The organism is Verrucomicrobium sp. (assembly GCA_028283855.1).
Classification (GTDB): domain Bacteria; phylum Verrucomicrobiota; class Verrucomicrobiia; order Methylacidiphilales; family GAS474; genus GAS474.
This window is the reverse complement of the sequence record JAPWJX010000009.1, coordinates 40,037-64,799: the sequence shown is the minus strand read 5'-3', so window position 1 is coordinate 64,799 and position 24,763 is coordinate 40,037. Positions and strand designations below refer to the sequence as shown.

Sequence of the window (24,763 nt, the reverse complement as noted above, 5' to 3'; positions counted from 1 at the left end):
GGGCACGTTACAAAGCAGCGATGATGGTGCCGAAGCGCTGGGCGTCTCTTATCGTCGGCCTTTTTTCTCTCTTTTTCGTGGCCATGACCGTCCTGGCGGATGCCCCTCCCCAGGATCAGTTCCTCCAGATCTACTTCCAGCTCCAGGAAGCCGACCGCCTGGAGCGCAACGAGCAATACGCCAGCGCCCGGGACAAGTACAAGTCGATCGCCGACCAGCTCGACGCCCTGAAGAAAAACCACCCGGAGTGGGAACCCAGCATCATCAACTTCCGCATCAAATACGCCCGGGACAAAATCGCCGAGCTGGCCACGAAGACTGACAAGACCCCCGCCAAGCCCTCCACGCCTCCGTCCGCCCCGGCTCCGGCCCCTTCCCCCGCCACGACCGCCACCACGACTTCCACCTCCACCCAGACCTCCGCCATCGCAGGCCTGACCAACGGTAGCAGCACCGCGGCCTCCGCCTCCACCACCGCCCCGGCGGGAACGGACATGGCCTCCCTCCAACAGCGCGTCAACGACCTGGAGAAGGAACTGTCCAACACCAAGACCCAGCTCGCCAACGCCCTCGACCTGGCCGGGCAGCTGCGCCAGCGCCTCGACGCGGCAGAGCGGGAACTCGGCTCCGTGAAAGGCGCCAACCTGGAAGAGCGCGTCGCCGGCATTCTCCAGGAAAACGCCTCCCTCAAAGCCCAGCTGACCGACGCCCAGCAGCGCGTCAAAGACTTCCAGGCCGGCGCCCAGCCCGATTCCGTCCCCATGCTCAAAGAGCAGCTGAAAAACGCCCAGGACCAGCTCTCCACCCTGGAAGCGGAAAACCAGGCCTTCCGCATCAACACCAACGACCTCAAGCAGCAGCTGGAGGCCGCCCTGGCCAAGCTCAACGCCGTCGACAAACAGAACGGCACCGCCTCCTTCCACCAGGAAAACGACGTCCTGCGCGGCATCCTCACCCGCCAGCTCCAGGAACAAGCCCGCCGCGACGAGGCCAAACGCCTGGCCCTGGAGGAAATGGAGAATCTCCACATCCAGTCAAAGGTCCTCCAGCAACAGATCGACGCCCTAGGCTCCCCCATCATCACCCTCTCCGCGGACGAAAAGGCCCTCCTCCGGATCAACGCCGCCCAGATCACCGCCCCGTCCGCCGCCGCCCCGTCCGCCGCCGCCCCGTCCGCCGCCGCCCAGGCCGCCAACAACGCCCCCGTCGCGGCCAACGCCCCCGCCGACGACCTGAGCCAGAAGCCGAAGATCCCCGAGGAACTCCGCCCCCTGGCCCAGCAGGCCTCCGACTTCTTCGCCCAGGGGAAATACGACCAGGCCGCCGACGTCTACAGCAAGATCATCGAAAAATACCCGGACAGCCTCTTCGCCTGGTCCAACCTCGGCGTCGTCCGCTTCCAGCAGCAGCACTACCCCGAGGCGGAAAAGGCCCTCAAACAGGCCATCCAGCTCAACCCGAAAGACGCCTTCTCCTACTCCATCCTGGGCATCGTCTACTACCAGCAGGGCCGGTATGACGACGCCATCGACGCCCTCACCAAGGCCAGCGCCCTCCTGCCCAACGATCCCCGCACCCACAACTACCTGGGCATCGCCTACTCCCAAAAGGGCTGGCAGGAAGCGGCGGAAAAGGAACTGCGCAAGGCCATCGAGCTCGACCCCTCCCTGGGTGACGCCCATTTCAACCTGGCCGTCATCTACGCCACCCAGAAGCCGCCCGCCAAGGAAATGGCCAAGAAGCACTACCAGGCCGCCCTCTCCCTGGGCATCCCGAAGGACCCGCGCCTGGAAAAGATCCTGGGTGACGCGGCCGCCGCCGCCGCTCCGACCGCCCCGGCCAAGGGCTAACTTCCCGGGCTGCTAACGCAGCGCCAGCCCCTGCCGCGCCGCCGGCTGCGGGTGGGCGTAGACGGAATCGGCGATGGGCAGGAGCAGGGAAAACTTCGTCCCCTTGTCCTTGCGGGACGCCACGGTGATCTTTCCGTGGTGGTTCTCCATGATCCGCTTCACCAGCGCCAGGCCGATGCCCGTGCCCTGCACCTTCGTCGTGAGAAAGGGGGCGAAGAGGTTGTCCACCTGCGCCGGGGTCATCCCCACACCGTTATCCCGGACGGAAATGGCCACGTAGGTCGTCTCCTCGTACTTCTCCACCGCCGCGCCCAGGGTCAGGACGCCGCCTTCCGGCATGGCGCCGCTGGCGTTGAGGATCAGGTTCAGGAGCGCCTGCTCCAGCTGCGCCCGGTCCGCCAGGACGCGGGGGAGCGGATCGGCCAGGACGCGGCGGATCTCGATGTTCTGCCGCGTCAGCTTGTGCCGGATGAGGAGGGTGATGTCGTCGATCATCTGGCCGACGACCAGCGGCTCCTTGATCGGTTCCGCGGAGCGGACCAGGGAGAGGATCTGGTCCACGATGCGGTTCATGTGGAGCATCTTGTCCTCGATGATGGAGGCGTCCTTCTGCGCGGCCGCGTCCATCGGCGTGGAGGTGACCAGGCTGTGGAAGAGCATCTGCATCACGGTCAGCGGATTGCGGATCTCGTGCGCCACCTCGGCCGCCAGGAGGCCCAGGGCGGAGAGGCGCTCGCTCTGGCGGAGGTTCTCCTCCGTGTCGACCACGCGGGTGAGCAGGCGCGTCTTCTCCACCGCCACGGCGGAGAGATCCGCCAGGGTCTGGAACATCTTGATCTCCTGGTTGGAGAAGCGGCGCGGCTCCTTCGTGTAGACGTTCAGGACGCCGATCGGCTTGGCGCTGAAGATAAGGGGCACGGAAAGGAGGGAAACCAGCCCCTCCCGGCGGGCCATCCCCACTTCCTGAAAGCGGGGGTCCTTCTGCACATCGCTGATGGTCACCGCCTTCATCCGCTTGATGACGACGCCGACCAGGGACTCGTCCACCCGCACCGGCGGCCGGTGCTGATAGCGGACGCCCGTGCCGACGCTGGCGCGCAGGCTCAGGTCCCGCCCGTCCCGGGAAAGGAGCATGAGGGAGCAGACGCGGGTCTTCATGAGGCGGGCGCCGTTGCGCACGATGCGCTGGACGGCGTCCTCCAGGTTCGTCTGGGAGACGATGGAGCGGCCCATCTGCACCAGGGTGTTGAGCTGCTCGTCCCGGATGCGGAGGTTGAAGATTTCCCAGCCGTGCTGGAGCCATTCCGCCGCCTCATGGGCCAGGCGGACGATCTGGTGCTCGTGCTCCGCCGTGAAGTGGCCCAGGCTGCGGCTGTCCAGGTTGATGACGCCCAGGATCTGCCCGTGGATGTCGACGGGGATGGCCATTTCCGAGCGGATGGTGGGATCGGCGGCGATGTATTTGCGGTCTTTCCGCACGTCGGCGATGCGCACGGCGTGGCCCGTGGAGGCCACCCAGCCGATGATCCCCTTCCCCATGGGGATTTTGATGTTCCGCATCTTCGCGTTCATCCCGAAGGAGGACTCGATGTCCAGGAAGCCGGTGTTCGGATTGAGCAGGATGAAGGAGCCGCAGTCGGCCCCCGTCTCCTTGCGGGCGATTTTCAGGAAGTGGCGGATCGCCTTGCGCGGCTCCAGGAGCGCGCGCAGGCCGCCGTGAGGTCCGGTCAGGGTCAGCATGAAGCGGGTCCGGCGGCGGGATCGGGCAGCAGCTTGCCCCGGATGCGGGCGGCCAGGGGCTGGAGCGCCTCCGCATCGGGCCATTTTCGGCCCTCCCGGTCGGTTAGGTAAAAAGTGTCGAGCGCCGCGCCCTTTTCCGTGGCGATGCGGGCGTGGGCGATCTGCGCGCCGAAGTCGCTCAGGCACTCCGCCACGTCGTAGAGGAGGCCCGGGCGGTCCGGCGTCTGGAGGTCCAGCAGGGTGTATTCGGAAGAGGACTTTTGGTCGAAGGTGATCCGGGTAGGGAAGGAGCTTGCGTCGAAGCCGTTGCGGAAGCGGTAGCCCTTCCGGTTCCGCTCCACCAGCTCCTTCACGTCGTAGGCGTCACGGGAGAGGGCCGCCTCCACGATCTCGAAGAATTTCCGCCGGTCCCGCTCGTCGATGGCCGCCTCGAAGCGGTCGGTGCAGAAGCGGAAGATGTCGATGATGATGTTGTCCGTGCGGGTGAAGATGTCGGCGCTCAGGATGGAGAAGCCCAGCGCGGCGAAGGCCCCGGTGAGCTTGGAAAAGACCCGCTCCCGGTCCCAGGAGACGAGCGTCACCTCGGAATATCCCTCCGCCTCGAAGTTCTTCCAGCTGATGGAAGGCTTGAGCCCGTCGCCCGGCTCCAGCTGGCGGGAGATGAACTGGTTGATGAGGTGGAGGTGCTCGACGATCCCCTCCTCCGTGGTGGTGCGGAAATAGCGCGGGGGCAGCGTCTCGAAATGGGCGTGCAGCTCGGAGCTGTCCAGGGAGTCCTCCATCCGGGAAGCGACTTTCCCTTCCAGCTCCTCCAGCTGGCGGCGGGCCGCCTCCTGGAACTCGGTGACGCCGCTGAGGGCCTCCCCCGTGCGGCGGTAGAGCTGCCAGAGGAGCAGCTCCTTCCAGTCGCTCCACTGCTTGGAGCTGTTCGTCCCCTCGTTGTCCGCGAAGGTCAGGAGCATCAGCATGTCCAGCCGCTCCTGGGTCTGCACCAGGCGTGCGAACTCGAGCACGGCCTCTTGGTCGTCCAGGTTCTTGCGGCGGGCGGTTTCCCCCATCGTCAAATGGTGGCGGACCAGGAAGACCAGGGTGGCGGCGTCCTCCGGCGGCAGGCGCAGGCGGCGGGCCACCTTCATGGCGTTGGCCGCGCCGGCCTCCGCATGGTCCAGGCCGTTGTTGGCCTTGCCCGTGTCGTGCAGGAGCATGGCCAGGTAGAGGATGTGGGGCTTTTCCAGCTTTTGCAGGAGGGGCCGGTAATGTTTGAAAGGAGCGTCCTGCGCGTCGAGGATCCGGTCCAGCATCTCCAGGCAGACCAGGGTGTGCTCGTCGGCGGTGTAGCGGTGGAAGAACTCGTGCTGCACCAGGCAGGTCAGGCGGGAGAATTCCGGAAAGATCCGGCCCAGCATGTCCAGCTGGTGCATGCGGCGCAGCACGCGGCCCACCTTCCCCTTGCTGCGGAAGAGGCTCAAGATCATCTCCCCCACGTCCCGCCGGGACAGAAAGGCGCGGTCCAGGTAACGCAGACGCCGCCGGATGCGGATGGCCAGGGCGGGGGAAAGCTCCGCGTCGTGCGCCTGGATCAGCTGGAAGGCGCGCAGGAGGCGGCGCGGATCGGCCCGGAGCACGTCGGCGTCCTCCACGTCCAGCTCCCCTTTTTTGAGGATAAAGGCGTCATAGCGCTGCCGGCGGCTGAGGAAGGCCCACCGGGGCTTCGGCTTTTCCCAGCCCGCGATGCGCTGGGCCAGGGTGTCGCAAACGGAGGAAAGGTGGTGGGCGTGCTGGTAATAGTCCCGCATCAGCGCCTCCGTGCGGCGCAGCATGTTGCCGGAGTAGCGCAGGCTGGTCGCCACGCGGCCCTGGAGCTCCAGGTTGAGCCGGTCCTCCGCCCGGTTGCACAGGAGGTGCATCTCCGTCCGCAGGCGCAGGATGAAGTCGTAGGCGGCCTCCGCCTGCTTACGCTCCCCGGCTTCCAGCAGCTTGGCCTCCTGGAGGCCCTGCGTGGAGCGGATCCCCCGCTTCACCTGGGCGACCCACAGGAGGTTCTGGTAATCGCGCAAGCCGCCGCAGCCGTTCTTGATATGGGGCTCCTGGACAAAGACGGTGCCGCCATACTTGGCGTGGCGCTCCGCCTGCTCCCGGACGCGCCAGGACAGGTATTCCTTCTCCTTGCCCTTCAGGCACTCCTTCCAGAAAGCTTTCTCGAACTTCTTCCACAGGCCGGTGTCGCCCGCCAGGTAGGCGCATTCCAGGAGGGAGGTCTTCGTTTCCAGGTTGGAATTGGCCTCCTGCACCAGCTCCGGCAGCGTCCGGGCGGCGTGGCCCACCTTGAACCCGACATCCCACAGGACGTAGAGAACCTGCTCCACCATCTTCTCCACGATGGTGTAATGAGTGCGCCCGTCCTTGCTGTAGAGGAAGAGGATGTCGACGTCGCTGAAGGGATTAAGCTCCCCGCGGCCAAAGCCGCCGACGGTCGTCAGGGTGATCTCCGGCTCCTTTTGCGCGGGATCGATCGTCGCCACGTACTGGCAGGCCCGCTCCCAGACGTCCTTCAGGATCACGGTGACCAGCTGGGCGCGCAGGCGGCAGGTTTCCCGCCCCCCCTCGCCCGACTTGTGGGCCAGGCGCAGGCGGTGCTCCTCCACCTTCAGGAAATGGCGGTAGACCTCCAGGAGGTCGGTGGGTTTTTGCTCCCCTTCGGACGAAAGCTTCCGCCCGGCATGCCGCAGGACTTTTTCTAGGTAGCTCTGGCCCATCCTAGCCAGACAGGATAGAGCGAACCGGCCCGCCCGGAAGCGCAAAATTAATGTCGCCCGGCCCGGCCTTATTTGGGAACTTCCGCCGATGCCGGTTTTAGGCGTAAACGTCGACCATATTGCCACCCTCCGCCAGGCCCGATACCGGGACGACCTGAAGTCCCCCCTGGCCGAGCCCGACCCCGTCACCCTGGCCCGTACGGCCGAAAAGGCGGGGGCCCAGGGCATCACCGTCCACCTGCGGGAAGACCGCCGCCACATCCAGGAAATCGACGTCCGCCGCCTGCGCCGGGAGGCCAAAACCTCCCTGAACCTGGAAATGGCCGTCACCCCGGCCATGGTCGCCTTTGCCCTCCGCCTCCGGCCGGACGAGGCCTGCCTGGTCCCGGAAAGCCGGGAGGAAGTGACCACGGAAGGGGGCCTCGACGTCGTGGGCCGGGAAAAAGCCGTGGCGGACGCCGTGCGGAAACTCTCCAAAGCGGGCGTCGAAGTCAGCCTTTTCATCGACCCCCAGCCCGCCCAGATCGAGGCCGCCGCCCGCGTCGGCGCCCCCTGCATCGAGCTGCACACCGGCGCCTACGCCAACGCCACCACCCCGGCCAAGGTCCGCGCCGCCCTGGAACGCCAAAAGAAAGCCGCCGCGCTGGCCAAAAGCCTGGGCCTGCGGGTCAACGCCGGCCACGGCCTCAACTACAAGAACGTCCCCCCCTTCCTCAAGGCCGTGCCCGGCCTCCACACCCTCAACATCGGCCACTCCATCGTTTCCCGCGCGCTCGCCGTCGGCTTCGGCCCGGCCGTCGCGGAGATGGCCGCCCTCCTTCGCAAATGAGCACGATCCCTCTCTTCACCCTCTCCCGCCAAAGCCCGGAAGTCACCGCCGGGCTCCGCGCCGCCTTCGAGCGCGTCCTGGAAAGCGGCCACTACATCATGGGGCCGGAGGTCGAGGCGCTGGAAAAAGAATGCGCCGCCTACCTGGGCCTCCCGGCGGAAGGCGTCATCGCCGTCTCCTCCGGCACCGACGCCCTGGTCGTCGCCCTCATGGCCCTGGACATCGGCCCGGGAGACGAGGTCATCTGCCCCAGCTACACCTTCTTCGCCACGGCGGGCTCCGTCTGGCGCGCGGGGGCCAAGCCCGTCTTCGTCGACAGCACCCCCTGCTGCTTCAACCTGGACCCCGCCCAGGTCGCCGCCGCCATCACCCCCCGGACCAAGGCGATCATCCCCGTCCACCTCTTCGGCCAGCCCGCAGACATGGACCCGATCCTGGAACTGGCCCGGAAGAACAACCTGGCCGTCGTCGAGGACGCCGCCCAGGCCATCGGCGCCGCCTACCGGGGCAAGCCCCTGGGCACCCTGGGAGAGATCGGGTGCTACTCCTTCTTTCCCACCAAGAACCTCGGCGCGCTGGGCGACGGCGGCCTCGTCGTCTCCCGCGACCCGAAGCTGGCCGCCCGCCTGCGGAAACTCCGCGTCCACGGCATGCAGGTGAAATATTACCATGAGGAAGTCGGCGGCAACTTCCGCCTCGACTCCCTCCAGGCCGCCTTCCTCCGCGTGAAACTCCCCCACCTGGACGCCGCCCACGCCGCCCGCCGCCGCCACGCCGCCCGCTACAACCGCCACTTCCTGGAAAGCGGCAAGGCCGCCTTCCCCGTCCAGGCCTGCGTCTGCCAGGCCTCCCCCGCCGACCTCCCGGCCCAGGCCCCGCTCCTCCTCCCCTACGCCTGCGACCCCAGCCACATCTACAACCAATACGTCGTCCGCGTTCCCGGCCCGGGCCGCCGCGACGCCCTGCGCGCCCACCTCGCCCAGCGCGGCATCGGGACGGAGATCTACTACCCCGTCCCCCTCCACCTCCAGGAATGCTTCCAAAGCTTGGGCCACCAGCCCGGCAGCCTGCCCTGGTCGGAACGCTTCGCGGCGGAAACCATGGCGCTGCCCATCTTCCCGGAGCTGGCGGAAACGGAGATCGACGCGGTGGCCGCGGCCATCCTCGAATTCCTCGCGTGAGCGGCGGGCCGCAAAACCTCCTGGTCGTCCGGCCCGACCGCGTCGGCGACGTCCTCATCAGCTCCTCCTGCCTGCCCGTCCTGCGGGCGCGTTTTCCCGAAGCCTCCCTCACCTACGCGGCGCGGCCCGCCATGGCCCCCCTCTTCCAGGACCATCCCGACGCGCGCTTCCTCCCCCTTCCCGATCCCGGCCTGCCATTCCTCCGCCGCGTGGCCGTCCTGCGCGGGGCCTTCCGGGCGGGCGGCTTCGATTGCACCGTCTTCCTCCATCCCGACCCGGCCGCCTACCTCGCCGCCTGGCAGGCCGGCATCCCGCGCCGCATCGGCTACCCGGAAACGTGGACCGGCTGGACCCTGACCGACCGCCTCCCCAACCACCGCCCCGAACACGCCCGGCACGAGGCCCTCTACAACTTCGACCTTCTCTCCCCCCTGGAAGTCCCCGCGCCTAAAGCCCCTCGCGCCGCCATCGCGCTGCCGGAAGCGGCAAAGGCCTCCCTGAACCGCAAGACCCTGGGCCGCTTCCCCCGGGGAGAATATCTCTGCCTCCACCTGGGGGCCCACTCCCCCGTCGCCCGCTGGCCCGCCACCCACTTCCTTTCCATCGCCGAAAAGCTGCACCAGCAATACGGCCTCCACATCGTCCTCACCGGCCACGACCGGAAAGACCCCTCCCACCTCGCCTTCCAGGACAACGCGGGCCGCCTTCCCTACGTCGACCTGGCGGGGGAACTCAACCTGGCTGAAACCGCCTGGCTGATCAAAGGAGCCAAGGCCCTCGTCACCCGGGACACCGGCCCCTCCCACCTGGCCGCCGCCGTCGGCACGCCCGTCGTCGTCCTCTTCGGCCGGACCGCCCCGCCCTACGGCCCCGTCCGCTGGGCCCCCCTGGCCGATGCCGACCGGGTGCGCGTCCTCACCAGCCTGGCCGGGGAGCGCCGCTCCGGAGAGGATCGGGATGCCTACTGGCGCCGCTCCTTCGCCTCCATCACGCCGGACGCCGTCCTCCACGCCCTCGAAGACCTCCTCTACGCCCACCACGTCTCCCCCGTATGAACCACCTCGCCCAGGAAACGAATCCCTACCTCCGCCAGCACGCGGAAAACCCCGTCGAATGGTTTCCCTGGGGCCCCGCGGCCTTCGCCAAGGCCCAGGCGGAGAACAAACCGATCTTCCTCTCCGTCGGCTACTCCACCTGCCACTGGTGCCACGTCATGGCGCGGGAATCGTTCGAGGACGCGGCCATCGCCAAAGTCCTCAACGAGCACTTCGTCTCCGTGAAAGTCGACCGCGAGGAGCGGCCCGACGTCGACCGCGTCTACATGGCCTTCGTCCAGGCCACGGCGGGCCAGGGCGGCTGGCCCATGAGCGTCTGGCTGACGCCGGACCTGAAGCCCTTCTACGGCGGCACCTACTTCCCGCCCCAGGACCGCTACGGGCGGCCCGGCTTCCCCACCCTCCTCCAGCGCATCGCCGGGCTCTGGAAATCGGACCGGGACACCATCGAGAAACAGAGCGGCCAGATCATCCAGCAGCTGGCCATGAGCGTCGCCGCGCCCGCCTCCGCGGAAGCCTTCGCCGGGGACCAGGCCCTTGACCACGCCTTCGCCGCCTTCCGCGCCCAGTATGACGCCGCCGAAGGCGGCTTCGGCGGCGCGCCGAAGTTCCCCCGCCCCGCCGTCCTCCACTTCCTCTTCCGCTATGGCGCGCGCCGCCACCGGCAGGAAGCCACGGAGATGGCCCTGCACACCCTGGATAAAATGGCCGCCGGCGGCATCCACGACCACCTGGGCGGCGGCTTCCACCGCTACTCCGTCGACGCCCTCTGGCACGTCCCCCACTTCGAGAAAATGCTCTACGACCAGGCCCAGCTGGCCCTGGCCTACCTGGAAGCCCACCAAATCACCGGCAAAGCGGAATACGCCGCGACGACCCGCGACATCCTCGACTACGTCCGCCACCACCTCACCTCCCCCGGCGGCGGCTTCTACGCGGCGGAAGACGCCGACAGCTCCCTGGAGGAAAATCCCGCCGCCCACGCGGAGGGAGCCTTCTACGTCTGGACCCTGGCGGAGATCGAGGAAACCCTGGGCGAGGACGCCGCCTTCTTCGCCGCCCATTACGGCGTGGAGAAGGAGGGCAACGCCCCTCCGGGCAGCGACCCCCACGGCGAGTTCCCGCTGAAGAACATCCTCATCGAGCGAAAGCCCCCCGCGCGCAAGGACCTCAAGCGGCTCATCGCCTGCCGGGAAAAGCTCCTGGCCCGGCGGGAAAAACGGCCCCGCCCCCACCGGGACGAGAAGGTCCTGGCCTCCTGGAACGGCCTCATGATCTCCGCCTTCGCCCGCGCCGGGCGGATCCTGCACGAACCCGCCTACCTGGCCGCCGCCGGGCGCGCCGCCGACTTCCTCTTCAAGCACCTCCACGACGAGAAAAAAGGCCGCCTCCTGCGCAGCTGGTGCGGCGGCGCCGCCGCTCCCGTGGAGGGCTTTGCCGACGACTACGCCTTCCTTGTCGCCGGGCTTCTCGACCTCTTCGAGGCCGACGGCTCCGCGCGCTGGCTCGACCTGGCCCTCCAGCTCCAGGAAACGATGGACGCCCTCTTCTGGGACGGGCGGGAGGGCGGCTACTTCTCCACCTCCGGGGAAGATCCCACCGTCCTCATCCGCTCCCGGGAGGATTACGACGGGGCGGAACCCGCTCCCGGCTCCGTCGCCGCCTCCAATTTGCTGCGGCTGGCCGATCTCCTGGACCGGCCCGCGCTGCGCGAGCGGGCCGGGAAAGTCGTCGCCGTCGCCGCGGCGGCCATCGCCCGGATGCCCGTGGCGGTGCCGCAGCTATTGGCCTCCGCCGTCGGCCTCTTGGAAGCGCCGCGCCACCTCGTCATCGTGGGGAAGGAAGGCGCGGCGGGCACCAAGGCCCTGTGGGAGGAAGCCAACCGCCATTACCTCCCCCAAACCACGCTGGTCCGCATCGAGCCCGGCCACCTGCCCCCCGCCCTGCAGGACGGCTTCCTCCAGGCCCTGACCGCCGCCGACAGCCGGGCGACCGCCTATTACTGCGAGAACCTCGCCTGCCGCCTCCCCGTCCATGAGGCGAAGGACCTAGCGCACCTTCTCGGCCACGGCTAAGGCTCCACGTCGACCTTCATGCCGATGCGGACCATCGGCAGCAGCGTCTCCACGTTCCAGTTCGTAAGCCGGAAGCAGCCGTGCGAGCCGGTGCGGCCGATCGCCTCCGGCTCCGGCGTGCCGTGGATGCCGTAGGTCGGCAGGGAGAGGCCGATCCAGGCCACCCCGACCGGATTGCGCGGGCCGGGAGGGATGATGAGCCGGTGCGTGATCCCCTCCTGCGCCGCCGCGTCGGGGAAAAGCGCGGGGTCGAAGGTATAGTTCGGATGCGGCACCAGAACGGCGATCCGCAACTCCCCGGCGGGGCGCTTTTCCTTTTCCTTGGCGATCGAGCACGGGAAGTGGGCGACAACCCGGCCCGAGGCGTCGAGCGCGTCCAGGGAATGGGCCCCCAGCCGGATCCGCAGGGAAGCCACGGCGGGCGCCGGGGCCGACGGGGACAGATTCGGCACCCGCAGCACGGTGCCAAGTCCCGCCGGACCGGGATTGAGGCGGCGCAGGTAGGCCCGCTTGGCGTGGAAACGGGCGCCCAGATATTCCCACAGATCGGTGTAGCCCAGGCTCTCCGCCTCGCTCTTGGCCGTCCAGGTGCGCAGGGGCGGGCCCACATGCGCCAGATCCTGCGCGGTGACCGCGTGGCTTGTGAAGGGATCGGAAGGCCCCGCCAGCCGCCGTAGGGCCCGCCAGAGCGCCTCGTCCGGCAGCCCGGTGGCGGGCAGGCCGTGGCCCTGCTGGAAGGCCCGCAGCGTCGCCCGCGTCCGCGCGCCGTCCTCCCCGTCGATGAAGCCGCAGGAATAATGGAGCCGCTCCAGCAGGATCTGGAACTCGGCCAAGGAGGGCAGCGGCGGCGGGGCGGCCGGCGGCTCGGGAACCGGAGGCCGGACTGCGGGCTTGGGGAGCGGAGCCGGATGCGGCTCCGGCGGCGGGACGGGTTTCGGCTTCGGCTTAGGCGGGGGAGCCGGAAGGGCCGGAGCCGGGGCAGGCGGCGAAGGAGGCGGCGCGGGCGCGGCCTCTACTTTTTTTTTGTATCCTGGCCCGGGGGGTTCAGCGCCTCGGCGTCCGGGTGTTCCACGGAAAGCTCCCGCACGGCATGGGCGGTGTCCGGCTGCGGCTTTTCCGGGAAGAGGAGCGGCCAGGCGACCCAAAGAAGCCCCAGGAGAACGACGGCCACCGCCCCGTACGCCAGCGTGTTCCAGAGGGAGGAGGTCTTCTTCCCCTTTCCGGAACGGGCGGCGGGCTTTTTCTTGGCGGCCATCTTTCTTAGGCCTGGTTGCTCAGGTTCTGGATGATGCTGATGAGCGGCAGGAAGAGGGCGATGACGATGGTGCCGACGACCAGCGCCAGGAAGACGATCATGATCGGCTCCAACAGGCTGGTGAGGGCGGCGATGGAACGGTCGATCTCCTCCTCGTAAACGTCGGAGACCTTGATGAGCATTTCCGGCAGGCGGCCGACCTCCTCGCCCACCTGGACCATGCTGACGACGACGGGCGGGAAGATGCCGGAGGCCTCCAGCGGCGCGCCGACCGTCTCGCCCTCCTTCACGCTCTCATGGACCTTTTCCATCGCCGCGCTGACGATGGAGTTCTCCGCCGTCTCCTTCGTGATGTTCAGGGCGGGCAGGATCTGCACGCCGCTGCTGATGAGGGTGCCCAGCGTGCGGGTGACGCGGGAGATGGCCGTCTTGGTTATGAGGGGGCCGATGAGGGGCGCGCGCAGCTTCACCTTGTCCATGAGGACGGCCCCCTTCGGCGTGCGGATGAAGATCCGGATGCCGGCGACCGCCGCCGCCACCAGGACCAGCAGCAGAAGGATGTGGTCCTGGACCAGGCGGGAAATGTCGATGACGGCCTGGGTCAGCCACGGCAGCGGCTTGCCGCCGAACATGTCTTTGAAGATCTGCTCGAAGCGCGGAACGATGAAGATGAGGAGGAAGACCAGGATGACCATCGCCATGAAAAGGACGATAAGCGGGTAGACCATCGCGGAGGCGATGCGGCCCTTGATCCGCTCCGATTTCTCCTGGAACTCGGCCAAACGGGCCAGGACAACCTCCGGCACGCCGCCCAGCTCGCCCGCCTTCACCATGTTGACGTAGAGCTTGCTGAAGACGTTGGGGTGCTGCGCCAGCGCCTCGGAGAAGGTGCTGCCGCCCTCCACCTGGTCGGCCAGGCTGACGAGGGTCTCCTTGAGCACCGGATTCTGCTCCTGGCGGATCAAAGTCTTCAGCGCGCGCAGGAGCGGCAGGCTGGCGCCGATCAGGGTGGCCAGCTGGCGGGTGAAGACGGTCAGGACCTTCGACTTCACCTTCCCGCCCTGTTTCCGGCGCTTGGCCTTGGGCTCCGCCTGGCCGGACGCGGCCCCTTCCGCCGCCGGGACCACGCGGGTGGGGAAGTAGCCCATCTGCTTGATCTGGACCGCCGCGGCGTTCTGGTCGGCGGCCTCGATCAGGCCGTCAACCTGCTGGCCGTCCGGATTGACCGCGGTGTAGGAGAAATTCGGCATGGGAAGGGGTGGTTAGGATTTGGCGGAAGATCAGGTGTAGCGCAAGACCTCTTCGAGGGTCGTCTCCCCGTCGAAGATATTGCGCAGGCCGTCGGCGCGCAGGGTCGCCATGCCCAACTCGATCGCCTTCTGGCGAATGACGACGGAGGGGGCCCTCTGGGTGATCAGCTCGCGGATCGGCTCGGTGACGTCGAGCAGCTCGTAGATGCCCTTTCGGCCCCGGTAACCGGTCTGGTGGCACTTCTCGCATCCGCGGCCGTAGTAGAAGCTCTTCCCCGCGATCTCGTAGGGGGTCAGGCCGAGCTGCTCCAGCACGGCCTCCGAAGGCTCGTAGGGCGTCCGGCAATCGGGGCAGATGCGGCGGACGAGGCGCTGGGCCAGCACCCCCTCCAGCGCGGAGGAGATGAGGAAGGGCTCCACCCCCATGTCGATGAGGCGGGTGATGGCGCCGGGGGCGTCGTTCGTGTGCAGGGTGGTGAGGACCAGGTGGCCGGTCAGGGAGGCCTGGATGGCGATCTGCGCCGTTTCCAGGTCGCGCGTTTCGCCGATCATGATGCGGTCCGGGTCCTGGCGGAGGAAGGCGCGCAGCGCCCGGCCGAAGGTGAGGCCGATGGCCTCCTGCGCCGCCACCTGCATGATCCCCTCCAGCTCGTATTCGACCGGGTCCTCCACGGTCAGGATCTTCGAGTCGATGGTGTTGATCCGGCGCAGGCAGGAGTAAAGGGTCGTCGTCTTGCCGGAGCCGGTGGGGCCGGTGACGATGAAGATGCCGTTGGGCTTCTCGATGGTCTGGCAGATGTATTGGAAGAGGGCCGGGGGCATGCTCAGGGCCTCCAGGTCCAGATTCACGGAGGAGCGATCCAGGACGCGGAGCACCACGCTCTCCCCGAACTGGGTGGGCAGCGTGGAGACGCGCAGGTCGACGTCGCGGCCGCCCAGCACCGTCTGGATGCGGCCATCCTGCGGCACGCGCCGCTCGGCGATGTTCAGGTTGGACATCACCTTGATGCGGGAGGCGATGGGGATGGCCAGGCTCTTCGGCGGCGGGGCCATCTCGTAGAGCGCGCCGTCGACGCGGTAACGGATCTTGAACTCGTTCTCGAACGGCTCGAAGTGGATGTCGCTGGCCCGCGCCTTGATGGCCTGGGAGAGGACGGTGTTGACGAACTTGATGATCGGCGCGGCGGAGGCGCCCTCCAGCGCCAGCTTGTCCCCGGAGGCTCCCGCCAGATTGCCCAGCCCGGCGACCAGCTCGTCCACCTCCCCGCCCGTGGCCTCCGCCGACACGCTGCCGTAGTAGCGGCGGATCAGCTCTTCCACCGCCTCCGGCGGCGCGACGACGCCCTGCACCTCCCGCCCGGTGGCGAAGCGGAGGTTCTCGATCGCCTGGCCGTCCAGGGGATTGAGCAGGGCGACGTAGAGGTAGCTGGCGTCCTGATAGACCGGCAGCGCGCCGTAGAGGCGGACGGCGTCCGCTGGGACGGCAGCGAGCAGCTCCGGGGTGAAGACGCAGGCGTTGAGGTCGACGATCTGCATCCCCAGCTCCTCCGCCAGGACGCGGTATTGGTCGTCCTTCGGCAGGATGCCGAAGTCGGCCACCAGGTCGGCGATGGGGCGGCCGCCGGTCTTCTGCTCGGCCAAAAGAAGGGAGACCTGCCCGTCGTCCAGGTAGCCCCGGTGCTTGAAGAGGGAGAGGTAGGCCAGCGGGTTCACGCCTTGTCCCCCAGGGTGGTGGAGATGACCTCGTCCGCCGTCGTCATGCCGACGAGGACCTTGCGGATGCCGTCTTCCCGCAGGGTCCGCATACCCTGGGCCCGCGCCCGGGCGCGGATGGCGGTCAGGGGCTGGCGGTCGTTGATCATGGTGCGGATCTCGTCGTCGATCTGGAAGATCTCGAAGATGCCCGCGCGGCCCTTGTAGCCGGTGCCGCGGCATTTCTCGCAGCCGCGCCCGCGGGAGAAGTTGGCCCCCTCCATCTGGGAGGCGGTAAGGTTCAGGGCGCGGATCTCCGCCTCGCTGGGCGTGTAGGGCTCCCGGCAGTTGCCGCAGATGCGGCGGACGAGGCGCTGGGCCATGATCGCGCGGACGGAGGAGGAGACCAGGAAGGGCTTGATGCCGATGTCGACGAGGCGAGTCACCGCCCCGGGCGCGTCGTTCGTGTGCAGGGTGCTGAAGACGAGGTGGCCGGTCAGGGAGGCGTTGATGGCGATGCTGGCCGTCTCCATGTCGCGGATTTCGCCGACCATGATGATGTTCGGCGCCTGGCGGAGCATCGCGCGGAGGGCGGCGGCGAAGGTCATTCCCACCTCCTCGTTCACCGGCACCTGGTTGATGCCGGAAAGCTGGTATTCCACCGGGTCTTCCACCGTGATGATCTTCCGGTCCGGCTTGTTCAGGTGGTGGAGGCAGCCGTAGAGAGTCGTCGTCTTTCCGGAGCCGGTGGGGCCGGTGACCAGGAAGATGCCGTCGGCCATGCCCAGGAGGCGCTCCATCACGGCCTGGTCGTCGGAGAGGAAGCCCAGTTCCGGCAGGCCCAGCGTCAGGCTGCTCTTGTCCAAAATACGCATGACCACCGACTCCCCGTGGGGCGTCGGGATCGTCGAGACGCGCAGGTCGACCCTTCGCCCCCCGCCTTGGATCTCGATGCGGCCGTCCTGTGGCAGCCGCCGCTCGGCGATGCTCATGCGGGACATGATCTTCAGGCGGCTGACCAGGGAGGCTTGGAGCTTCTTCGGCGGGTCCTTCATCTCCTGGAGAACGCCGTCGATCCGGTAACGAAGGCGCAGGCGCTTTTCCAGGGGCTCCAGGTGAATGTCGCTGGCCCGCAGGCGGTGGGCCTCCAGGATGATCTCGTTGACCATCTGGATAATGGGGGCGTCCCCCTCTCCCACGGCTTCCATTTGGGGAATGTCCTCCACCGTCACGGCGGAGGAGGCGGTGCCGCCGTAATGCTGCGCGATGGCCTCCTCGATCCGGCGCTTGGGCACCGCCACGCAGGAGACCTCGACGCTCAGCCGCTGCTGGAGCGCCTCGATCGTCTCAAAGTCGTATGGATTGCTGACCGCCAGCCGCAGGACGCCGTTCTGGAAGTCGACCGGGACCACGCCATGGCGGATCGCGTCGGCCTTGGGCACCATCGCCAGGGCGGCTTCCGAGACCGGGCCGACGGTCTCCTGCATCTCCATCCCGGCGTCGGAGGCCAGGAAGCGGAGGATCTCGACATCGGAAACGACCCCGCGCCGGACCAGCTCGTCGACAGCGCTATGGCCGTTGCCGGAAGCGGCGGTCTTGGCGGCCTCGGCCGCGGAATGGGCAATCACCCCTTCGCGGACTAGTAATTCGAGGATGTAATCGTCCTTGAGCAGCACGGAATCGCTTAAACGTTATTTCAAGCTACCGAAACGAATCGACCGGGACAAGGGCCTCTCGCAAGAATTTCCGCGCCCCGCTCCGGGCGCTCTGCGTCAGGCTTCCGTCAGCTTCTTCTTGAGCAGCTCGTCGATGACCTGGGGATTCGCCTGGCCCTTGGTGGCCTTCATGACGAAGCCCTTGAGGGCGTTCACGGCGGTCAGCTTCCCGGCCTTGAAGTCGGCCACGCTGCGCGGGTTGGCGGCGATCGCCTCCGCGCAGATCTTTTCCAGGGCGCCGGTGTCGCTCATCTGGGCCAGGCCCTTTTCCGCGACGATGTCGGCGGGCTTCTTCTTCTCGGAAAGCATGTAGCCCAGGACTTCCTTCGCCTGGCGGTTATTGATCTTCCCTTCCTCGACCAGGTTGGCCAGGTCGGCGAAGTACTCGGCCGGGACGGGAATCTCCTCCACGTCGTCGGAGACGGCCAGGTAGTCGTTGATGAGGTAGTTGGCCACCGCGCCCTTGTTCTTGGCCCCGGCGGCGGCCTTCTCGTAGAAGGCGGCCAGGGAGACTTCCGCCGCCAGCACGCTGGCGTGGTAGTCGGAAAGGCCGTAGTCCTGGGAGAGGCGGGCCTTCTTGGCCTCCGGCAATTCCGGCAGCATCTTTTCCGCCGCGGCGTGGAGGCCGTGGTCGGTGCGGACGGGCATCAGGTCCGGATCGGGGAAGTAGCGGTAGTCGTGCGCCTGCTCCTTCGTCCGCATGAGGGTGGTCTGCCCGCGCGGGTCGTCCCAGCGGCGGGTTTCCTGCTTCTGCACGCCGCCGGCCTTGGCCTGCTCGATCTGGCGGTCGATCTCATAGCGCAGCGCGCGGCGGACGGCGCTGATGGAGTTGACGTTCTTCACCTCCACCTTGGTGCCGAATTCCTTCTGCCCCACGGGGCGGACGGAGACGTTGATGTCGCAGCGGAGCTGGCCCTTCTCCATGTCGGCGTTGCTCACGCCGCCGTAGACCAGGATCTGCTTGAGCGCGGTGAGGTAGGCGAAGGCCTCCTCCGGCGTGGAGAGGTCGGCCTCGCTGACGATCTCCATCAGCGGCGTGCCGGCGCGGTTGAAGTCGATGCCGCTCTGCGTCTCGTAGTGGGTCGACTTGGCGACGTCCTCTTCCAGGTGGATGCGGGTCAGGCGGACGACCCGGCCCGCGTTGGCCTGGGGGTCCTTCTGCGCGTCCTTGGGGAAGGCCAAGGGATAGAGCTTCACCCCGCCGCCGAGGCACAGGGGCTCGTCATACTGGGAGATCTGGTAGTTCTTCGGCATGTCCGCGTAGAAGTAGTTCTTCCGGTCGAACTTGCAGCGCGGGGCGATCTTGCAGCCCAGCATGAGGCCGGTGAGGATCGTCTTTTCGATGGCGACGGCGTTGGGCGTCGGCAGGGCGCCGGGCAGGCCCAGGCAGACGGGGCAGAGGTGGGTGTTCGGCACCGCGCCGTATTCGTTGCGGCAGCCGCAGAACATCTTCGTCTGCGTGTTGAGCTGGCAGTGGACTTCCAGCCCGATGACGGCTTCGTATTCCATGGGTTTAGAGGGGCGGGAGTTCCTTGTGCCAGGCGGTGGCCTGCTCGTAGGCGTGGGCGGCGCGGAGGACGGTCTCCTCCCCCCACATCGGCCCGAGGACTTGGAGGCCGATGGGCAGCTTCTTCGACGTGAAGCCGCACGGCAGGGAGAGGCCGCAGATGCCCGCCAGGTTGACGGCGATGGTGAAGATGTCGGCCAGGTACATCTGGAGCGGGTCACTCACCTCCCCGAGCTTCCACGCGGCGGTGGGGGAGGTCGGGGTCAGGATCACGTCGCACTGCTTGAAGGCGGCCTCGAAGTCCTGGCGCAGGAGCTGGCGGACCTTCTGGGCGCGGTTGTAGTAGGCGTCGTAGTAGCCGGAGCTAAGGACGTGGGTGCCCAGGATGATGCGGCGCTTCACCTCCTGGCCGAAGGCCTCGCGGGTCTGGCCGTAGAGGCCGATCACGTCGGCCGCGCCGGGCGGGCGGCGGCCGTAGCGGACGCCGTCGAAGCGGGCCAGGTTGGCGGAGGCCTCCGCCGTGGCCACGATGTAGTAGACCGCCACGGCGTATTCCGTGTGGGGCAGCGAGACTTCGACGACCTCCCCGCCCAGCTTTTCGAACTGGGCGATGGCGTCGCGCACGGCCTTCTCCACCTCCGGGTCGATGCCCTTGATGAAATATTCCTTCGGCACGCCCAGGCGCAGGCCCTTCACGTCGCCGGTCAGGGCGGCGGAGTAATTGGGAACGGGGCGCGGGGCGCTGGTGTTGTCCCGCTTGTCATGGCCGGAAAGGACCTCCAGGAGGAGGGCGGAATCGGCCACCGTCTTCGTGAACGGCCCGATCTGGTCCAGGCTGGAAGCGAAGGCGGTGAGGCCGTAGCGGGAGACGCGGCCGTAGGTCGGCTTGAGGCCGACGCAGCCGGTCAGCGCGGCGGGCTGGCGGATGGAGCCGCCGGTGTCGGAGCCGAGGGCCGCAAAGGCCTCGTGCCCGCCGACCGCCGCGGCCGAGCCGCCGCTGGAGCCGCCGGGGATCCGCTCCAGGTCCCACGGATTGTGCGTCGGGCCCCAGGCGGAGGTTTCCGTGGAGGAACCCATGGCGAACTCGTCCATGTTCGTCCGGCCCAGGAGGACGGCGCCCGCGGCGCGGAGCTTCTCGATCGTCGCCGCGTCGTAGGGGGCGACGTAGCCCCGCAAAATCGTGGAGGAACAGGTGCACGGCTCGCCGGTGACGTTGATGACGTCCTTCACCGCGATCGGCACGCCGCCCAGGGGCAGGGAGACGTCGGCCTTCCTGGCCTGCTCCAGCGCCGACTCCGGGTTCAGGTAATTGTAGGCCTTCACCTTCGGGTCGACTTGGGAGATGCGCTCCAGGAGCGCCTCCGTCACCTCGACGGGGGAGACTTCCTTCTTCGCCAGCTTGGCGCGGAGGGAGACGACGTTCTCGAAAGCCAGGCCGCTCATTCGACCATCCTCGGCACCATGAAGAGCCCGTTGCCCTGCTCCGGCGCGTTGCTCAGCGCCGCTTCCAGCGGCAGGCTGGGGCGCTCCGCGTCCTCGCGCAGGTTGTTCTCGTAGGCGGGATCGTCCTCCGGCGGGGCGACCTTGGAAACGTCCGCCTTCTGCAGGGCGGCGACGTAGTGGAGGACGTCGCCCAGCTGCTTCTCGTAGCGGGCCGTCTCCTCCGGGCTCAGTTTCAGGCGGGCCAGATGGGCCACATAGGCAACGTCGATTTGGGACTCGGCCATAAAAAGGGCCTCCTTGTTACGGCGTGGGTCCGGACGGGACAAGCCTTTTCCCGCGCCACCGCAGGAGCCGCAGGCCGATGAACCGGGAGCCCATCGCCAGCCCGCAGCCCAGCACCGTGTTGATCAGGCGGTGCACCGTCACCTCCCCCTCCGCCATCCCCGTCAGGGAAATGAGAAAGACCACGTAGGAGGTCAGCATCATGCAAAAAAGGACCATGTTCACCTTCTGCAACGCGTAAACCAAAAGGCCAAAGCCCACGGCCAGCCCCATCGCGGCCTCCGGCCCGGGGGCCAGCCACTCCGCGATAACGGAAGCCAGGCCGACCCCCAGCAGCGTCCCCACCGACCGCTGCACGCCCATGGCGTAGGTGCGGTAGAAATCGGGCTTGAGGACCAGCAGCGTCGTCATCGGCAGCCAGTAGCCGTTCTGCAGGCCCAGGTAACGCGCCAGGCCGATGGCCAGCATCAGCGTCAGGGCCAGCCGCAGCGCGTAGCGGAAGGCGACGGATGTGAAGACCCAGGACTGCCGGAACTCCGCCCAGGCTTCCCGCCAGGGCTGGGGCGGCACCGGCATCCCGCCTTCCTCCGGCCCCCGCCGGGAAATGCCCAGGAAACGCCAAAGGAGCAACAGCACCCCCACCTGAAGCGCCCCGCCCGCCAAAATGGCCACGCTGCGCGCCGCGCCCATCTCGCCGTAGCTGGGAAAATTGGTCGCCAAAAGGAGCGCGATGACCCCCTGGATGGCGATCCAGCCAAGGTCGTCATTATAAACGACGACCAGTCCGCAGACGAATCCGCCCAGGGCCGTCACCGCCAGCGCAGCGCCGTGCGTGTGGCCGCAGACCGTTCCCAGCCACGCGGCGGCGGCCATCGTTCCCACGGTCCACATCATCGCCAGCAGACGGGAGCCGCGCACCTGCCGCATCCCGCCGAAACCGGCCGAAAGGGCCGCCGCGCAGCCCAACACCCCCGCCGCAGGCTGGCCGCAGCCGTGGCCGATCGCCAAGGCCAGCGCCAGCGCCGGCACCCGCAGGAAAGCGGCGCGCCACTGGTAATTCCCCTTCTGGTAGGAGGTCAGGTCGACGGCGAGCGGATGCGGCATGACGGCGAACGGGAATCATGCGCCAACGAAAGCCGCTCCGCAACCAAGCTTGACGGGAAAAGCCCCGGAAAGGATTGTGGCCCCCATGCCCCTCCAGGAAGTCTCCGTCCCCTTGGCGGCCTCCTCCTATATAGTACGCGTCGGCTCCGGCCTCCTGGCGGAAGTAGGGAAAACCCTCTCCGCCCTGCACGCGGGCCCCAAGGCGGCCGTCATCGCCGACGCCGCCCTCCGCCCCCTCTTGCCCGCCCTCCGGGCCTCCATCGAGCAAAGCGGCCGCCAATGCTTCATCGCCGAAGTCCCCGGCGGCGAGGGCTCCAAGACCCTGGACCAGGCCGCCGCCCTCCTTTCCTTCCTGGCCCAAAAAGGCCTCTCCCGGAAGGACACCGTCCTGGCCCTGGGCGGCGGCGTCGTGGGTGACCTGGCCGGCTTCGTCGCCGCCTCCTACCTGCGCGGCGTCTCCTGGATCGGCCTGCCCACCACCCTCCTGGCCATGGTCGACAGCTCCATCGGCGGCAAGACCGGCGTCAACCTGCCGGAGGGAAAAAACCTCGTCGGCGCCTTCCACCAGCCCCGCGCCGTCCTGGCCGATACGGAAACCCTCCGCACCCTTCCCCCCCGCGAGCTGGCCGCGGGCATGGCGGAAGTCATTAAATACGGTCTCATCGCCGACCCCGACCTCTTCACCCGCCTCCGCCAGGGTCCGCCCCCGGAGGCCGACCTGCCCGCCCTCATCGCCCGCTGCGCCGCCATCAAGGCCCGCATCGTGGCCGAGGACGAGCGGGAGACCGGCGAGGCCCGCGCGCTCCTCAACTTCGGCCACACCCTGGGCCACGCCGTGGAGAACGCGGCGGGCTACGGCACCCTCCTCCACGGGGAGGCCGTCGCCATCGGCATGCGCGCCGCCGCCCACCTTTCCGCCCGCATGCACGACCTCGACCCCGCCGCCGTCGCGGAAGTCGAAGCCGCCCTCAAGGCCCACGGCCTTCCCACCCACCACGCCGGCCTCAACCGGGAAAAAGTCCTGGCCGCCCTGGGCCGGGACAAGAAAGGCGCTGCCCGGTGGATCCTCCTCTCCGCCATCGGCCGGGCCGAGATCGTCGACGGCGTCCCCCAGGAAGAAATCGACCACCTCCTCACCCTCGTCTCCCGCCCCGCATGACACCGCTGGAGGCCAACCTCACCCTCGCCCTCATCCCGCACGTCGGCCCCGTGCGGATGCGGCGGCTGAAGGAACGCTTCGGCGACGCGCAGAACATCTTCACCGCCACGGAGGCCGACCTGCGCCGCGTCGAGGGCATCGGCCCGGAGGCCGCCCGCTCCATCCGCTCCGGCGGGGACGGGGAACTGGCCCAGGCCGAATTGGCCAAGGCGGAAGCCTCCGGCGCCACCCTCCTCCACATCGACGATCCCCGCTACCCCTCCTCCCTGCGGGAAATCTACGACCCGCCCGCCGTCCTCTACGTCCGCGGCGCCATCCCGCAAAAATGGCGCCCCGGCGTCGCCGTCATCGGCTCCCGCGTCACCAGCCACTACGGCGTGGAAACCGCGCGCAAACTCAGCTACCAGCTGGCCTACGCCGGCGTCCCCGTCATCTCCGGCCTGGCCCGCGGCATCGATACCGCCGCCCACATGGGCGCCCTGGCCGCCAAAGGCCCCACCTGGGCCGTCCTGGGCACCGGCGTCGACCATATCTACCCGCCGGAAAACCTGGAACTGGCGGAAAAAATCGCCTCCTCCCCCGGCTCCTGCCTCCTTTCGGAATTTTCCCTGGGCACCCGGCCGGAACGGCAAAACTTCCCCCTGCGCAACCGCATCGTCAGCGGCCTCTCCTTCGGCGTCCTCGTCGTGGAGGCCGGGCTGGAAAGCGGCGCCCTCATCACCGTCCGCCAGGCGCTGGAACAGGGGCGGCAGGTCTTCGCCGTGCCGGGCCGCGTCGACAGCCCGCACGCACGCGGCTGCCACAAGCTCATCAAGGAAGGCGCGCGCCTCGTCGAGGACATCGGCGACATCCTCTCGGAGATCGAGTTCCTCCTCCCCCGGGAGTCCGTCACCGCGCCGCGTCCCGCACCGGAAGGCCTCAACCCGCAGGAACAGGCCGTCTTCGACGCCCTCGCGGAGGACGAAACCCCCGTCGACACCCTCATTGCAAAATGCGGTTTGCCATCGGGCCAGGTCTTCTCTACGTTGCTGCGCCTCGAAATGAAGAGGCTCGTCCGGCAGCTCCCCGGCAAGCTCTTCGTCCGCACCGATTCCCAAGCGTAATGCCCAAAGCCCTCATCATTGCCGAGAAGCCAAGCGTGGCCGGCGACCTCGCCCGCGTCCTCGGCAAGTTCAAGAAAGAGAGCGACTACTACGAGAACGACGACTACGTCATCTCCTCCGCCGTCGGCCACCTGTTGGAGCTGACCCTCCCGGAAGACTACCGCAAGGCCCACCGCAGCTGGAGCTTCTCCAGCCTGCCCATGGTGCCGGAGGCCTTCGACCTCAAACCGATCGAAAAGAGCAAGGCCCGCCTGGCCGTTCTCAAGAAACTCATCAAGCGCCCCGACGTCGACCGCCTCATCAACGCCTGCGACGCCGGGCGGGAGGGGGAACTCATCTTCCGCTACATCCTCCAGCACTGCGGCTCGAACAAGCCCGTCCAGCGCCTCTGGCTCCAGTCCATGACCCCGGACGCCATCCGGGAAGGCTTCTCCCGGCTGCGCCCCGGCAAGGACATGGAGCCCCTGGGCCAGGCCGCCGTCGCCCGCTCGGAGAGCGACTGGCTCATCGGCATCAACGGCACCCGCGCCCTCACCGCGCTCAACTCCAAGGACGGCGGCTTCGTCCTCACCACCGTCGGCCGCGTCCAGACGCCCACCCTGGCCCTCCTGGTGGAGCGCGACCTGAAAATCCGCGACTTCCAGCCCCGCCCCTACTGGGAACTGCACGGCACCTTCCAGGCAAAGTCCGGCAGCTACTCCGGCCGCTGGTTCGACGAGAATTTCAAGAAAAGCGACAAAGAAGAGGACGAAGGAGCCAAGGCCGAG

Annotated in this window: 18 protein-coding genes and 1 pseudogene; 8 read left to right on the top strand and 11 right to left on the bottom strand. The window is 68.0% G+C overall.

All coding sequences use genetic code 11. From position 1 onward, the window contains the following. The first annotated feature begins 20 nt into the window (after positions 1 to 20). Complete coding sequence (locus PW734_11630) at positions 21 to 1,850, top strand: tetratricopeptide repeat protein (protein MDE1171836.1); 1,830 nt, start codon at positions 21 to 23, stop codon at positions 1,848 to 1,850. Between the two features lie 12 nt (positions 1,851 to 1,862). Here the strand turns inward: PW734_11630 and PW734_11625 are convergent, their stop codons facing one another. Continuing rightward, positions 1,863 to 3,590: a GAF domain-containing protein gene (locus tag PW734_11625; protein ID MDE1171835.1), complete on the bottom strand. Its 1,728-nt coding sequence runs from the start codon at positions 3,588 to 3,590 to the stop codon at positions 1,863 to 1,865. Beyond that, complete coding sequence (glnD, locus tag PW734_11620; protein ID MDE1171834.1) at positions 3,584 to 6,346, bottom strand: [protein-PII] uridylyltransferase; 2,763 nt, start codon at positions 6,344 to 6,346, stop codon at positions 3,584 to 3,586. The genes PW734_11625 and glnD overlap by 7 nt, the downstream gene beginning before the upstream one ends. 88 nt (positions 6,347 to 6,434) lie before the next feature. On the opposite strand from glnD, the gene PW734_11615 reads away from it, so the two are divergent. The 4 genes from PW734_11615 to PW734_11600 are packed head-to-tail and all read left to right on the top strand — an operon-like array spanning position 6,435 to position 11,486. Next, positions 6,435 to 7,175: a pyridoxine 5'-phosphate synthase gene (locus PW734_11615; protein ID MDE1171833.1), complete on the top strand. Its 741-nt coding sequence runs from the start codon at positions 6,435 to 6,437 to the stop codon at positions 7,173 to 7,175. Then, the gene (locus PW734_11610) at positions 7,172 to 8,356 is read left to right on the top strand and encodes a DegT/DnrJ/EryC1/StrS family aminotransferase (protein MDE1171832.1); all 1,185 of its coding nucleotides are present in this window, start codon (positions 7,172 to 7,174) and stop codon (positions 8,354 to 8,356) included. Before PW734_11615 ends, PW734_11610 begins: the two co-directional genes overlap by 4 nt. Further along, entirely contained in the window at positions 8,353 to 9,411 is a 1,059-nt protein-coding gene (locus PW734_11605) for a glycosyltransferase family 9 protein (protein ID MDE1171831.1), read from the top strand. The genes PW734_11610 and PW734_11605 overlap by 4 nt, the downstream gene beginning before the upstream one ends. Further along, positions 9,408 to 11,486, top strand: coding sequence for a thioredoxin domain-containing protein (locus PW734_11600; protein ID MDE1171830.1), 2,079 nt, complete (start codon positions 9,408 to 9,410; stop codon positions 11,484 to 11,486). The genes PW734_11605 and PW734_11600 overlap by 4 nt, the downstream gene beginning before the upstream one ends. Here PW734_11600 and PW734_11595 read toward each other — a convergent pair. From PW734_11595 to PW734_11555, 9 genes are all read right to left on the bottom strand, one after another. Then, a complete protein-coding gene (locus PW734_11595) occupies positions 11,483 to 12,319 on the bottom strand; it encodes a L,D-transpeptidase (protein MDE1171829.1) in 837 nt (278 codons plus the stop codon). The genes PW734_11600 and PW734_11595 overlap by 4 nt on opposite strands. A 179-nt stretch (positions 12,320 to 12,498) precedes the next feature. Beyond that, complete coding sequence (locus PW734_11590) at positions 12,499 to 12,741, bottom strand: hypothetical protein (protein MDE1171828.1); 243 nt, start codon at positions 12,739 to 12,741, stop codon at positions 12,499 to 12,501. A 5-nt stretch (positions 12,742 to 12,746) separates the two neighbouring features. Continuing rightward, complete coding sequence (locus PW734_11585; GenBank protein ID MDE1171827.1) at positions 12,747 to 13,991, bottom strand: type II secretion system F family protein; 1,245 nt, start codon at positions 13,989 to 13,991, stop codon at positions 12,747 to 12,749. A gap of 30 nt (positions 13,992 to 14,021) precedes the next feature. Further along, positions 14,022 to 15,704: a GspE/PulE family protein gene (locus tag PW734_11580; GenBank protein MDE1171826.1), complete on the bottom strand. Its 1,683-nt coding sequence runs from the start codon at positions 15,702 to 15,704 to the stop codon at positions 14,022 to 14,024. Next, entirely contained in the window at positions 15,701 to 17,311 is a 1,611-nt protein-coding gene (locus PW734_11575; GenBank protein ID MDE1171825.1) for a GspE/PulE family protein, read from the bottom strand. The genes PW734_11580 and PW734_11575 overlap by 4 nt, the downstream gene beginning before the upstream one ends. Positions 17,312 to 17,455: 144 nt before the next feature. Then, the gene (gatB, locus tag PW734_11570) at positions 17,456 to 18,907 is read right to left on the bottom strand and encodes an Asp-tRNA(Asn)/Glu-tRNA(Gln) amidotransferase subunit GatB (GenBank protein ID MDE1171824.1); all 1,452 of its coding nucleotides are present in this window, start codon (positions 18,905 to 18,907) and stop codon (positions 17,456 to 17,458) included. Between the two features lie 4 nt (positions 18,908 to 18,911). Further along, complete coding sequence (gene gatA, locus PW734_11565; GenBank protein MDE1171823.1) at positions 18,912 to 20,348, bottom strand: Asp-tRNA(Asn)/Glu-tRNA(Gln) amidotransferase subunit GatA; 1,437 nt, start codon at positions 20,346 to 20,348, stop codon at positions 18,912 to 18,914. Then, a complete protein-coding gene (gatC, locus tag PW734_11560) occupies positions 20,345 to 20,632 on the bottom strand; it encodes an Asp-tRNA(Asn)/Glu-tRNA(Gln) amidotransferase subunit GatC (protein MDE1171822.1) in 288 nt (95 codons plus the stop codon). Before gatC ends, gatA begins: the two co-directional genes overlap by 4 nt. Before the next feature lie 16 nt (positions 20,633 to 20,648). Next, the gene (locus PW734_11555) at positions 20,649 to 21,734 is read right to left on the bottom strand and encodes an FUSC family protein (GenBank protein ID MDE1171821.1); all 1,086 of its coding nucleotides are present in this window, start codon (positions 21,732 to 21,734) and stop codon (positions 20,649 to 20,651) included. An 85-nt stretch (positions 21,735 to 21,819) separates the two neighbouring features. Here PW734_11555 and aroB point away from each other — a divergent pair, with 85 nt between their 5' ends. The 3 genes and pseudogenes from aroB (at position 21,820) to PW734_11540 (ending at position 24,754) form a co-directional block, all read left to right on the top strand. Then, positions 21,820 to 22,893: a 3-dehydroquinate synthase gene (gene aroB, locus PW734_11550; GenBank protein ID MDE1171820.1), complete on the top strand. Its 1,074-nt coding sequence runs from the start codon at positions 21,820 to 21,822 to the stop codon at positions 22,891 to 22,893. After that, on the top strand, positions 22,890 to 23,996 hold the full coding sequence (gene dprA, locus PW734_11545) for a DNA-processing protein DprA (GenBank protein MDE1171819.1): 1,107 nt from the start codon (positions 22,890 to 22,892) through the stop codon (positions 23,994 to 23,996). Before aroB ends, dprA begins: the two co-directional genes overlap by 4 nt. Continuing rightward, positions 23,996 to 24,754, top strand: a pseudogene (locus PW734_11540) (DNA topoisomerase). The gene dprA and the pseudogene PW734_11540 overlap by 1 nt, the downstream one beginning before the upstream one ends. The last annotated feature ends 9 nt before the right edge of the window (positions 24,755 to 24,763 follow it).

Excerpts from the sequence above, each read along its gene's own strand:
- PW734_11630 (MDE1171836.1), top strand. The coding sequence starts at position 21 with ATGATGGTGCCGAAGCGCTGGGCGTCTCTTATCGTCGGCCTTTTTTCT.
- PW734_11625 (MDE1171835.1), bottom strand. The coding sequence starts at position 3,590 with ATGCTGACCCTGACCGGACCTCACGGCGGCCTGCGCGCGCTCCTGGAG.
- glnD (MDE1171834.1), bottom strand. The coding sequence starts at position 6,346 with ATGGGCCAGAGCTACCTAGAAAAAGTCCTGCGGCATGCCGGGCGGAAG.
- PW734_11615 (MDE1171833.1), top strand. The coding sequence starts at position 6,435 with ATGCCGGTTTTAGGCGTAAACGTCGACCATATTGCCACCCTCCGCCAG.
- PW734_11610 (MDE1171832.1), top strand. The coding sequence starts at position 7,172 with ATGAGCACGATCCCTCTCTTCACCCTCTCCCGCCAAAGCCCGGAAGTC.
- PW734_11600 (MDE1171830.1), top strand. The coding sequence starts at position 9,408 with ATGAACCACCTCGCCCAGGAAACGAATCCCTACCTCCGCCAGCACGCG.
- PW734_11590 (MDE1171828.1), bottom strand. The coding sequence starts at position 12,741 with ATGGCCGCCAAGAAAAAGCCCGCCGCCCGTTCCGGAAAGGGGAAGAAG.
- PW734_11585 (MDE1171827.1), bottom strand. The coding sequence starts at position 13,991 with ATGCCGAATTTCTCCTACACCGCGGTCAATCCGGACGGCCAGCAGGTT.
- gatB (MDE1171824.1), bottom strand. The coding sequence starts at position 18,907 with ATGGAATACGAAGCCGTCATCGGGCTGGAAGTCCACTGCCAGCTCAAC.
- gatA (MDE1171823.1), bottom strand. The coding sequence starts at position 20,348 with ATGAGCGGCCTGGCTTTCGAGAACGTCGTCTCCCTCCGCGCCAAGCTG.
- gatC (MDE1171822.1), bottom strand. The coding sequence starts at position 20,632 with ATGGCCGAGTCCCAAATCGACGTTGCCTATGTGGCCCATCTGGCCCGC.
- PW734_11555 (MDE1171821.1), bottom strand. The coding sequence starts at position 21,734 with ATGCCGCATCCGCTCGCCGTCGACCTGACCTCCTACCAGAAGGGGAAT.
- aroB (MDE1171820.1), top strand. The coding sequence starts at position 21,820 with ATGCCCCTCCAGGAAGTCTCCGTCCCCTTGGCGGCCTCCTCCTATATA.
- dprA (MDE1171819.1), top strand. The coding sequence starts at position 22,890 with ATGACACCGCTGGAGGCCAACCTCACCCTCGCCCTCATCCCGCACGTC.